The sequence below is a fragment of the Agromyces sp. NPDC058136 genome (assembly GCF_042884375.1).
GTDB lineage: Bacteria > Actinomycetota > Actinomycetes > Actinomycetales > Microbacteriaceae > Agromyces.
In genome coordinates, this window is the sequence record NZ_JBHVUA010000004.1 from 422,594 (window position 1) to 434,374 (window position 11,781).

At 69.1% G+C, this 11,781-nt stretch carries 10 protein-coding genes; 4 read left to right on the plus strand and 6 right to left on the minus strand.

The window, feature by feature from the left end:
* Positions 1 to 49: 49 nt before the first annotated feature.
* The 6 genes from ACFVTX_RS14105 to ACFVTX_RS14130 all read right to left on the minus strand — a co-directional run bounded on the left by ACFVTX_RS14105 (position 50) and on the right by ACFVTX_RS14130 (position 7,892).
* A complete protein-coding gene (locus ACFVTX_RS14105) occupies positions 50 to 1,348 on the minus strand; it encodes an ABC transporter permease (protein WP_386901166.1) in 1,299 nt (432 codons plus the stop codon).
* Between the two features lie 5 nt (positions 1,349 to 1,353).
* Positions 1,354 to 2,706: an ABC transporter permease gene (locus ACFVTX_RS14110; RefSeq protein WP_386901115.1), complete on the minus strand. Its 1,353-nt coding sequence runs from the start codon at positions 2,704 to 2,706 to the stop codon at positions 1,354 to 1,356.
* Positions 2,703 to 4,220 (minus strand): ABC transporter ATP-binding protein, encoded by a 1,518-nt coding sequence (locus ACFVTX_RS14115; RefSeq protein WP_386901117.1) that lies wholly within the window; start codon positions 4,218 to 4,220, stop codon positions 2,703 to 2,705. Before ACFVTX_RS14115 ends, ACFVTX_RS14110 begins: the two co-directional genes overlap by 4 nt.
* Before the next feature lie 172 nt (positions 4,221 to 4,392).
* Positions 4,393 to 5,490, minus strand: a complete 1,098-nt coding sequence (locus ACFVTX_RS14120) for a BMP family protein (RefSeq protein ID WP_386901119.1) — start codon at positions 5,488 to 5,490, stop codon at positions 4,393 to 4,395.
* Positions 5,491 to 5,694: 204 nt separating this feature from the next.
* Positions 5,695 to 6,753: a BMP family protein gene (locus ACFVTX_RS14125; RefSeq protein WP_386901120.1), complete on the minus strand. Its 1,059-nt coding sequence runs from the start codon at positions 6,751 to 6,753 to the stop codon at positions 5,695 to 5,697.
* Positions 6,754 to 6,773: 20 nt separating this feature from the next.
* Positions 6,774 to 7,892 carry a mannose-1-phosphate guanylyltransferase gene (locus tag ACFVTX_RS14130; RefSeq protein WP_386901122.1) on the minus strand — a complete coding sequence of 373 codons (1,119 nt, stop codon included), beginning with the start codon at positions 7,890 to 7,892 and terminating at the stop codon, positions 6,774 to 6,776.
* 173 nt (positions 7,893 to 8,065) lie between these two features.
* Between ACFVTX_RS14130 and sdhC the strand changes: the two genes are divergently transcribed.
* Genes sdhC through ACFVTX_RS14150 form a run of 4 tightly spaced genes read left to right on the plus strand, consistent with a single transcriptional unit; the run spans position 8,066 to position 11,514 of the window.
* A complete protein-coding gene (gene sdhC, locus ACFVTX_RS14135; RefSeq protein WP_386901124.1) occupies positions 8,066 to 8,488 on the plus strand; it encodes a succinate dehydrogenase, cytochrome b556 subunit in 423 nt (140 codons plus the stop codon).
* An 11-nt stretch (positions 8,489 to 8,499) separates the two neighbouring features.
* The gene (locus ACFVTX_RS14140) at positions 8,500 to 8,931 is read left to right on the plus strand and encodes a succinate dehydrogenase hydrophobic membrane anchor subunit (protein WP_386901126.1); all 432 of its coding nucleotides are present in this window, start codon (positions 8,500 to 8,502) and stop codon (positions 8,929 to 8,931) included.
* Positions 8,932 to 8,938: 7 nt separating this feature from the next.
* Entirely contained in the window at positions 8,939 to 10,750 is a 1,812-nt protein-coding gene (gene sdhA, locus ACFVTX_RS14145; RefSeq protein ID WP_386901128.1) for a succinate dehydrogenase flavoprotein subunit, read from the plus strand.
* Between the two features lie 2 nt (positions 10,751 to 10,752).
* Positions 10,753 to 11,514 (plus strand): succinate dehydrogenase iron-sulfur subunit, encoded by a 762-nt coding sequence (locus tag ACFVTX_RS14150; RefSeq protein ID WP_386901130.1) that lies wholly within the window; start codon positions 10,753 to 10,755, stop codon positions 11,512 to 11,514.
* Positions 11,515 to 11,781: the final 267 nt, after the last annotated feature.

An 11,781-nucleotide genomic window follows, 5' to 3' on the forward strand; every position in this document is an offset into this window, starting at 1 on the left:
TTGCAGATGAGGTGATGGATGCCTCGGGGCCGGGCCCCGAGGCATCCGGTCAGGACTTGATGTAGGGCTTGCCCGCCGCGGCCGGGCCGCGCACCTTGCCGACGAACCCGGCCACCGCGAGGATCGTGATGAGGTACGGCAGCATCAGCATGAACTCGCTCGGCACGGGCGAACCGATGATCGACAGCGTCACCTGCAGGCTCGTCGCGAAGCCGAACAGCAGCGCCGCGAGGGTGGCCTTGATCGGGTCCCACTGGCCGAAGATCACGGCGGCGAGGGCGATGAAGCCCGCACCGGCGGTCATCTCCTTGCTGAAGGCGATGCCCGAGCCGATGGTGAAGAACGCGCCGCCGAGTCCGGCGATCGCGCCGGCGAGCGAGACGTTCCAGAAGCGGGTGCCCGTGACGTTGATGCCGACCGTGTCGGCGGCCTGCGGGTGCTCGCCCACCGAGCGGAGGCGGAGGCCCCAGCGGGTGTGGAACAGGCCGACGTAGACGACCGCGACGGCGATGTACATGATGTACACGAGGATCGTCTGGCGGAACAGCATCGGGCCGATCAGCGGGATCTCGCTGAGGATCGGGATCGGCAGGCGCTCGAGGCGCGGCGGCGAGTTGAGCACGGCCGCGTTCGGCGCGAGCACCTGCGAGAACATGAAGCTCGTGAGGCCGAGGACGAGCACGTTCAGCACGACGCCGACGATGACCTGATCGACGAAGTACTTGATCGAGAACGCCGCGAGCACGAACGCGACGAGCATGCCCGAGATCGCGGCCGCGATCATGCCGAGCGCCGGGCCCATGATGGCGTTGCCGACAACGGAGGCGACGACCGCGGAGGTGAAGGCGCCCGCGAGGAGCTGACCCTCGATCGCGATGTTGACGACGCCGACGCGCTCGGAGATGACGCCGCAGAGCGAACCGAAGATGAGCGGCACCGAGAGGCTCAGCGCGCTCGCGAGGAGCCCGGGCAGCGGGATGACCGGAGTGCGCGAGCCCGCGGCCGCCCAGGTGAGGAACCCGATGAGGAAGATCACGGCGAACAGCACGACGAGCCAGATGCCGACCTTGCGCTTCGCCCGCACGAGGAGGGCGGAGACGACGGTGATCGCCGCCATGAGCACGACGCAGACCCACGAGGTGACCTCGCTCGAGAGCGTGACGTCGGGCAGCTGGAGGAGGTCGTTGCCCTGCGAGAGCCGGAACGTCGCCTCGCCGTGGCTTCCGGCGGCGGCGAAGAGCACGGCGGCGAGCACGGTGAAGATCGCGAACGCGATCGGCGCCTTCCAGCTGACGACGACCGTCTTGTCGAGCGCGGCGGTCACGGGTGCGGCGGGGTTTGTGGTCACGGTGCTCACTTGGCCTCGACCTCCTTCGTCACGATGGGGCGCGGTCGCTTCGGCGCCGAACCTGGGGTCGGCAGGCGGAAGATCGCCCGCACGAGCGGCGGTGCCGCGATGAACAGCACGATGAGCGACTGCACGACGAGCACGATGTCGATCGGCACGCCCTCGGCGGCCTGCATCGAGAAGCCGCCCGCCTTGAAGGCGCCGAACAGGATGCCGGCGGCGAAGATGCCCCACGGCGTCGAGCGGCCGAGAAGGGCCACGGTGATCGCATCGAAGCCGATGCCGGCGTCGATGCCGCTCGAGAAGCCGGTCGTCACGGTACCGAGCACCTGGCTGACCCCCGCGAGCCCGACGAGCGCGCCCGAGATGAGCATCGCGTAGACGTACATGCCCTTCACGTTGATGCCCGCGACGCGGGCGGCGTTCGGGTTCTCACCGACGGCGCGGAACTTGAAGCCGAGGCTCGAGCGGTTGAGGATCCACCAGACGAGCACGGTCGCGGCGATCGACAGTATGAAGCCGAAGTGCAGGTTGAACTGCGGGCCGAGGAGCTCGGGCAGGATCGCCGTGTCCTTCATGGCCGGGGTCTTCGGGTTGTTCGAGCCGGGGGCCTGCAGAAGGCCCGGCGTACGCAGCATCCACTGCACGAGGTAGAGGGCGACGTAGTTGAGCATGATCGTCACGATCACCTCGTGGGCGCCGGTGCGCGCCTTCAGGAGGCCCGCGATGCCGGCCCAGAGCGCTGCACCCACCATGCCCGCGATCACGGCCACGATCATGTGGATGCCCCAGGGCAGATCGAGTGCGAAGCCCACCCAGCCGGCGGCCGAGGCCGCGATGAGCATCTGGCCGCGACCACCGATGTTGAACATGCCGACGCGGAACGCGAGGCCCACACCGAGACCCGCCGCGATGAGCGGCGTCGCGAAGGTGAGGGTCTCGGTCAGCGGACGGATCCCCGAGATGAAGTCGGGACGGCGGAAGTTGTAGATCGACCCCTGGAAGAACGCGACGTAGGCACCGGACACCGACTCCCAGATCGCGACGAAGGTGTCGCCGGGGCGCGCGAAGAAGTAGACCGCCGCCTCTTGGACGCGCTCGTCGGTGAGGGCGATCATGACCGCGCCCACGATGAGGGCGAGCACGACGGCGAGCACCGAGATGATGGCGTTGCCCGACACGATCTCGCGGAACGCGACCGACCACCGCGAGGGCGGCTCGACGTCGTCGGGTGCCGGCTTCTCGGGCGCGGGCTTCTCGGCCTGCTGCGTCGTCACGGCGGGCGTCTGCCCGGCCGCGGCCTGCTCGGCCGGCTGCGCCTCGGGCTCGGGGCCGGTGGGCTGCTGGGGGTCGCTCATGCGGCGGCTCCTTCTGCGGGGACCTCGCCGGCCATCATCAGGCCGAGGACGTCGCGGGGGGTGTCGCCGGGCACGATGCCGACGATGCGGCCCCGGTACATGACCATGATGCGATCGGCGAGGGCGGTCACCTCGTCGAGCTCGGTCGACACGACGACGACGGGGACGCCCTCGTCGCGCGCGGCCACGATGCGCTTGTGGATGAACTCGATCGAGCCGACGTCGACGCCGCGGGTGGGCTGCGCCGCGACGAGCAGGCGGAGCTCCCGGCTGAGTTCGCGGGCGAGCACGACCTTCTGCTGGTTGCCGCCCGAGAGCCGGCCGACCTTCGTGTCGATGCCGGGGGTGCGCACGTCGAACTCGGCGACCTTCTCGGTCGCGAACTGCTCGAGCACACCGCGCTGCACGTTGCCGGCCTTGACGAACGGGGCGCCGTTCGAACGGTCGAGCATGAGGTTCTCGGAGATCGAGAACTCGCCGACGAGGCCGTCCTCATTGCGGTCCTCGGGGACGAAGCCGACCCCGGCGTCGAGGATCTTGCGGACGCTCGCACCGGTGATCACCTCGCCGTCGAGCGAGATCGTGCCCTGGACGCGCGGCTGGAGGCCGACGAGCGCCTCGGTGAGCTCGGTCTGGCCGTTGCCCTGCACGCCCGCGACGGCGAGGATCTCGCCGCGGCGGACCTCGAAGCTGACGTCGTTGACGACGAGCTGACCGATGTGGTCGATGACCGAGAGGCCCTCGACGACGAGGGCCGGCTCACCGAGCTTCGGCGCGTCCTTCTGGACGGTGAGCTCGACGGCGCGGCCGACCATGAGGGAGGCGAGCTCGACGTTCGAGGCGGTCGGCGAGGCTTCGCCGACGACCTTGCCGAGCCGGACGACGGTGATGCGGTCGGCGACCTCGCGCACCTCGCGGAGCTTGTGGGTGATGAAGACGATCGCGGTGCCCGAGTCGCGGAGCTGACGCATGATCGCCATGAGCTCGTCGGTCTCTTGAGGCGTGAGCACGGCGGTCGGCTCGTCGAAGACGAGCACCTTCGCGTCGCGGGAGAGCGCCTTGATGATCTCGACGCGCTGCTGCACGCCGACCGGCAGGTCGTCGACGAGGGCGTCGGGGTCGACGTCGAACCCGAAGCGATCGGAGATCTCGCGCACCTTCGCGCGGGCCGACTGCAGGTCGAGGAACCCGGCCGCCTTGGTCGACTCGTGGCCGAGCATGACGTTCTCGGCGACCGTGAACACCGGGATGAGCATGAAGTGCTGGTGCACCATGCCGATGCCGGCCTTCATCGCGTCGCCGGGGCCCGCGAAATGCTGGACCGCGTCGTCGAGGAGGATCTCGCCCTCATCGGCCTGGTACAGGCCGTAGAGCACGTTCATGAGCGTCGACTTGCCTGCACCGTTCTCGCCGAGGAGGCAATGGATCTCTCCAGCCTCGACGGTGAGGTTGATGTGGTCGTTGGCGACCAAGCTGCCGAATCGCTTCGTGATGCCGCGAAGTTCGAGCTTCATGTCCCCGATCCTAGTGATTGAGCCGCATCCGTTGGTGGTGATGCGCGAATGTTGATTGGCATCCGAGCGTGCTGCTCAGATGCTGGCGAGTCTGCTCGTGGAGCTGCTCACCCGGAAACGAAACCGGGGAGGCCGGCGCATGCCGACCTCCCCGACTTCGTGATGGTGCGAGTTACTTGGCGAGGTAGGACTCGACCGTGATGTCGCCGGCGATGATCGCCTCCTGGAGTGCGGTCACCTTCTCGGCGAGCTCGGCCGGGACCTTGCTCTCCCAGTCGTGGAACGGCGCCAGGCCGACGCCCTCGTTCTCGAGCGTGCCGACGAACGGGGTCGGGTCGAACTCGCCGTTGCCCGCCTCGATGATCGCGTCGTAGACGCCGACGTCGATGCCCTTGCGGATCGAGGTGAGGAGGAGGTCGCCGACCGTCGGGTCGGTCTCGAACACGTCGGCGTCGACGCCGATCAGGGCGATCTCACGGCCCGAGTCGCGGATCGCCGCGGCACCCGGCTGGTAGATCGGGCCGCCGACGGGCAGGAGCACGTCGACGTTCTGGTCGATGAGGCCCTGCGCGGCCTGCTTGGCCTTGTCATCGGGGGCGAAGCCGCCGGTGAACGAGCCGTCCTGCGTGGCGCGGTCCCAGCCGAGGACCTTGACGGCGGTGCCGTTCTCCTCGTTGTAGTGGTCGACGCCCTGGGCGAAGCCGTCCATGAAGATCGAGACGGTCGGGATGTTGAGGCCGCCGTAGGTGCCGACGACGCCCGTCTTGCTGATGCCCGCGGCGAGGTAGCCCGCGAGGTACGCCGCCTGGGCGGTGTCGAAGATGATCGGCTTGATGTTCTCGGCGTCGGTGGTGCCGTCGAAGTCGGTGTCGACGGTGTCGTCGATCGAGATGTACTCGAGGTCGGGGTTCGCGGTGGCCGACTCGAGGGCGGCCGGCGCGAGCAGGAAGCCGACGGTGACGATCGTGTTGCAGCCCTGGTCGACGAGGCCCTGCAGGTTCGAGGCGTAGTCGGTCTCAGCGGCCGACTCGACCTCGGTGTACTCGACGCCGAGCTCGTCGGCGGCCTTCACGAGGCCTTCGAAGCCGAGCTGGTTGAACGACTTGTCGTCGAAGCCGCCCTCGTCGGAGACCATGCAGGGCAGGTAGTCGAGCGTCTCGCCGCCCGACTCGGTCGACTCCTCGGGAGCCGATGCACACCCGGCGAGCAGCGCGGCTGCTCCGAACATCGCGAGGCCGCCGAGAGCGGCCTTCTTGGTCGTGACCTTCACAGTGTCCTCCAAAGACTGCGCCCCGACCGTCGCGAGGCTCGTGCAGAAACGTTACCCAATGTTGCGCAGAGCGCCATCGGCCCGATCGCGATCGGCGTCAATGGTTATCTAGACGCAATCTTCTGCTCATATGAGCAGCGCGCGGCATCCCCCGAACGGGGACGATTCCGGCGACGATCAGCCCATCGGCGCAGCGCCCTCCGATCAGGGGGCGCTCGGCGACTCGATCACGAGCTCGCCCGCGATGATCGCCTGACGCAGCGCCTCGATCTCGGCGTCGAGCTCGGGCGTGACGAGCCCGGCCAGCTCGTGGTACGGCGCGATCTCGACGCCGCCGTTCTCGAGGGTGCCGACGAAGTGTTCGTTCGTGAACTCCCCCGCCTCGACGTCGCCGACGATCTCGACCATTGCATCCTGCGTGCGCTTCAGCACGCTCGTGAGGACGACCGGGTGGAACTCGCTCGGCAGCGTCTCGACGCCGTCGCTGTCGACCCAGATGATCGAGACGCCGCGCTCGACCGCGGCCGCCGCCGCACCTTCGCCCACCTGTCCGGCGACCGGCAGGATCACGTCGGCGCCCTGGTCGATGAAGCCCTCGGTCATGACCTTGCCCTTGTTGACGTCCTCGAAGTCGCCCGTGAACGAGCCGTCCTGCGCGGCCTTGTCCCAGCCGAGCGCCCGCACCTGGGTGCCGTGCGCCTCGTTGTACTTCGCGACGCCGTCGACGAAACCGTCCATGAAGAGCGTGACGGGCGGCTGGTTGCCGCCGCCGAAGGTCGCGACGACCCCGGTCTTCGACACGCCCGCAGCGAGGTAGCCCGCGAGGAACGAGGCCTGCGCGGTGTCGAAGACGACGGGCTTCACGTTCTCGGCCTCGACGGTCTCGTCGACGATCGCGAACGCGACGTCGGGGTTCGACCCCGCCTCCTCGAGCGTCGCCTCGGCGAGCTCCCAGCCGACCGTGACGACGAGTCCGCAGCCCGAGCCGACGGCCTGCGCGACGTTCGGGGCGAGATCGGTCTCGCCGGTCGAGACGAGCGCCTCGGCCTCGATGCCGTACTCGTCCTCCGCCTGCTGCAGGCCCTCCCACGTCGACTGGTTGAACGAGCGGTCCTCCAGACCGCCGGAGTTCGTCACCATGCGCACGCAGCCCTCGCCGGCGGCGTCGGAGCCGCCGCCCTCGGGCACCGGCGCGCACGAGACGAGCACGAGGGATGCCGCGGCCACCGCTGCGACGAGGAGACTGCGCGTTGCCCGGGACATCCAGAACCTGCCTTCTCGTGCTAGAGCACGTCGCTCGAACCGCCGAGCCGGAGGGCGTCGACGACCGCCTTCACCCGCTGCGCGTGCTCGCTCGTGGTGACGAGCAGCGCATCGGGCGTGTCGACGACGACGATATCGTGAACGCCGATCAGGCTGATGACCCGCTTCGAGCGGCTCACGACGATGCCGCTCGACGCGTCGGCGAGCACGCGGGCGCCCTCGCCGAGGATCGCGAGCTCACCCGAGCGACCCGCGGTGTTGAGCTTCGCGAGCGAGGCGAAGTCGCCCACGTCGTCCCACTGGAAGTGCCCGCGGATGACCGCGAGCCGCCCGGCGGCCGCGGCGGGCTCGGCGACCGAGTAGTCGATCGCGATCTTCTCGAGGCGGGGCCAGATGCGGTCGACCGCGGGGCCTCGCGTCGCGGGGTCGTCCCATGCCTCGGCGAGCTCGATGAGGCCCGCGTGCAGTTCGGGCTTGTTCCGCTCGATCTCCGCGAGGAGCTGGTCGGCCCGTGCGATGAACATGCCGGCGTTCCAGAGGTGCCTGCCGCCCGCGAGGTAGCGCTTCGCGGTCGCGAGATCGGGCTTCTCGACGAAGCTCGAGACCTGCTCGGTGTGCTCGGCGCCGGGGATGTCGAGGGGGTCGCCGCACTCGATGTAGCCGAAGCCGACGGCGGGCTCGGTCGGCGTGATGCCGATCGTGGCGATGTAGCCGGCGCGCGCCGCGGCGACCGCCTCGGTGACCGCGTGCTCGAAGAGCGCGTCGCCCGAGATCACGTGGTCGGCCGCGAAGGAGCCGATGACGACGCCCGGTTCGCGCCGTTCGAGGATGGCGGCGGCGAGACCGATCGCGGCCGTCGAGTCGCGCGGCTCGGACTCGAGCACGATGTTGGCGTCCGCGAGGTCGGGGAGCTGCTCTTCGACCGCGGCACGGTGGGCACGACCGGTGACGACCATGATGCGCTGCTCGCCCGAGAGCGGGGCGAGGCGGTCCCACGTGTCCTTGAGGAGCGTCTGCCCGGACCCGGTGAGGTCGTGCAGGAACTTCGGCGCGTCGGCCCGCGAGAGCGGCCAGAGACGCGACCCGACGCCACCGGCGGGGATGATGCTGTAGAAGCCGTCGAGGGCTGCGGAGTCCATCCGCTCAGGATAGCCGCGAGGGGCTGCGAGCACCTCCGCTTCGCCGCGGCGTCCACTGGATAAGGTTCGCCTCACCTGCACGTCGTGCGGGCCGGGTCTAGACTCGGATCGGGCCGTCGTGCCCGTGCGCCCGCATGTCCGGGCCAGAATCACACAGCCAGGGAGGGTTGTTCATGCCAGAGACCTCGGCAGGAACCCTGACCACACCCGAGAAGCCGGCGAAGCAGAAGCCGGGCGGCACGCTCTATCGCGGCCACGAGGGTATGTGGTCATGGGTGCTGCACCGCATCACGGGTGTCGCCATTTTCTTCTTCCTTCTTGTGCACATCCTCGACACGGCACTCGTGCGGGTGAGCCCCGAAGCGTACAACGCGGTCATCGGCGCCTATCAGACGCCGATCATGGGCCTCGGCGAGGTCGCCCTCGTCGGCGCGATCGTGTTCCACGCGTTCAACGGGCTGCGCATCATCCTCGTCGACTTCTGGGCCTGGGCCACGCGCCACCAGAAGGTGCTCTTCTGGGTCGTCATCGCGCTCTGGCTCGTCACGATGCTCGCGTTCACGCCGCGCCACCTGATCAACGTCTTCAGCCACTAGGGGTCACCGACATGTCTGCGATCGAATTCCCCGGTGCCCCCCGCCGCCGCGGCTCCAACCTGGAGAAGTGGGGCTGGATCTACATGCGCGCCTCGGGCGTGGTGCTCCTCGTGCTCATCTTCGGGCACCTCTTCATGAACCTGATGGTCGGCGACGGCATCCAGGCCATCGACTTCGGCTTCGTGGGCGGCAAGTGGGCCGACCCCTTCTGGCAGTGGTGGGACGTCCTGATGCTCTGGCTCGCGCTCATCCACGGCGCCAACGGCATGCGCACCCTCGTGAACGACTACACGAACCCCGGCACGGTGCAGAAGCTCCTCAAGGGCGCCCTCTTCGCCGCCGCGGCCGTGCTGATCATCCTCGGCACCCTCGTCGTCTTCACCTTCGAGCCGTGCCCCGCGGGCGCACCGGCCGACCTGCTCCCCTCGTTCTGCGCCGCATAGGAGATTCGTGAACACCCAGACCTCCGACGCCGAGACCAAGATCGTCGACGGCGTCCACTACCACCAGTTCGACATCGTCATCGTGGGCGCCGGCGGCGCCGGCATGCGCGCGGCCATCGAGGCCGGGCCCGGGGCGAAGACGGCCGTCATCTCGAAGCTCTACCCCACCCGCTCGCACACGGGCGCGGCGCAGGGCGGCATGGCCGCGGCGCTCGCGAACGTCGAAGAGGACTCGTGGGAGTGGCACACCTTCGACACCGTCAAGGGCGGCGACTACCTCGTCGACCAGGACGCGGCCGAGATCCTCGCGAAGGAGGCGATCGACGCGGTCATCGACCTCGAGAACATGGGGCTGCCGTTCAACCGCACCCCCGAGGGCAAGATCGACCAGCGTCGCTTCGGCGGCCACACCCGCGACCACGGCAAGGCGCCCGTGCGCCGCGCCTGCTACGCAGCAGACCGCACCGGCCACATGATCCTGCAGACGCTGTTCCAGAACTGCGTCAAGCTCGGCATCAACTTCTTCAACGAGTACTACGTGCTCGACCTCGTCATGACCGAGGTCGACGGGGTCCAGCAGCCCTCGGGCGTCGTCGCGTACGACCTCGCGACGGGTGAGCTGCACGTGTTCCAGGCCAAGGCCGTGATCTTCGCGACCGGCGGCTTCGGCAAGATCTACAAGACGACGTCGAACGCGCACACCCTCACGGGCGACGGCGTCGGCATCATCTGGCGCAAGGGCCTCCCCCTCGAGGACATGGAGTTCTTCCAGTTCCACCCGACCGGTCTCGCCGGTCTCGGGATCCTCCTCACCGAGGGCGCCCGCGGTGAGGGCGCGATCCTCCGCAACGCCTCGGGCGAGCGGTTCATGGAGCGCTACGCCCCGACCATCAAGGACCTCGCGCCCCGCGACATCGTCGCGCGCTGCATGGTCCAGGAGGTCGCCGAGGGCCGCGGCGCCGGCCCCCACAAGGACTACGTCCTCCTCGACTGCACCCACCTGGGCGCCGAGGTGCTCGAGACGAAGCTCCCCGACATCACCGAGTTCGCCCGCACCTACCTCGGCGTCGACCCCGTGTACGAGCCCGTGCCCGTCATGCCGACCGCGCACTACGCGATGGGCGGCATCCCGACGAACGTGTCGGCCGAGGTCCTCCGCGACAACACGACCGTCGTGCCCGGCCTCTACGCCGCCGGCGAGTGCGCCTGCGTCTCCGTGCACGGCTCGAACCGTCTCGGCACCAACTCGCTGCTCGACATCAACGTCTTCGGCAAGCGCGCCGGCCGCAACGCGGTCGAGTACGTCAACTCCGGCGTCGACTTCACCCCGCTGCCCGAAGACCCGGCACGCGGCATCCGCGAGCTGCTGACGCAGCTGCGCGACTCGAACGGCACCGAGCGCATCGCCGCGATCCGCAAGGAGCTGCAGGACGAGATGGACAAGGGCGCGCAGGTGTTCCGCACCGACGAGTCGCTCGCCCACGTCACGAACGTCATCGCCGGCCTCCGCGAGCGGTACAAGAACATCGCCGTGCAGGACAAGGGCAAGCGGTTCAACACCGACCTGCTCGAGGCCGTCGAGCTCGGGTTCCTGCTCGACCTCGCCGAGGTCGTCGTCTTCTCCGCCCGCAACCGCAAGGAGAGCCGCGGCGGACACATGCGCGACGACTTCCCGAATCGCGACGACGAGAACTACATGCAGCACACCATGGCGTACCTCTCGGGTGACGCGCACTCGGCCGACGCGGCCGACCACATCCGACTCGACTGGAAGCCGGTCACCGTCACGCGCTACCAGCCGATGGAAAGGAAGTACTGATCGTGTCCTCCGCCACGCTCGAGCAGGCGCCCGCCGCTGAGGCGCCCATCCAGTCGTTCACCGTCACCTTCCTGATCCGTCGCTTCGACCCCGACGTCGACACCGAGCCGCGCTGGCAGGACTTCGACGTCGAGATGTACGCGACCGACCGCGTGCTCGACGCGCTGCACAAGATCAAGTGGGAGCAGGACGGCTCGCTGACGTTCCGCCGTTCGTGCGCCCACGGCATCTGCGGCTCCGACGCGATGCGCATCAACGGCCGCAACCGGCTCGCGTGCAAGACCCTCATCAAGGATCTCGACATCTCGAAGCCGATCTACGTCGAGGCGATCAAGGGCCTTCCCCTCGAGAAGGACCTCATCGTCGACATGGAGCCGTTCTTCGCGAGCTACCGCGAGGTGCAGCCGTTCCTCGTCGCGAACTCGACCCCCGAGCCCGGCAAGGAGCGCGTGCAGTCGGTCGCGAACCGTGCGATCTTCGACGACACCACGAAGTGCATCCTCTGCGCGGCGTGCACCTCGTCGTGCCCCGTCTTCTGGACCGACGGCCAGTACTTCGGCCCGGCCGCGATCGTCAACGCGCACCGCTTCATCTTCGACTCGCGCGACGACAACGCCCAGACGCGTCTCGACATCCTCAACGACAAGGAGGGCGTGTGGCGCTGCCGCACGACCTTCAACTGCACCGAGGCGTGCCCGCGCGGCATCGAGGTGACGAAGGCGATCGCAGAGGTCAAGCAGGCCGTCATGCGCGGCAAGCCGTAACCGGATCCCACGTCGTCGCGCCGACGACGAACTGAAGCAGGGCCGATGCGAATCGCATCGGCCCTGCTTCGTTCCCGGCCGCGTTCCCCCTCGCGAGACGGGTGCCGGTCGCGGGGGGGGGGGGGGGGGCGCCCCCCCCCCCCCCCCCCCCCCCCCCACCCCCCCCCCCCCCCCCCCCCCCCGCCCCCCCCCCCCCCCCCCCCCCCGCCCCGCCCCCCCCCCCCCCCCCCCGCCCCAGCCGGGGCGCGGCACCGCGACCGGCGGAGT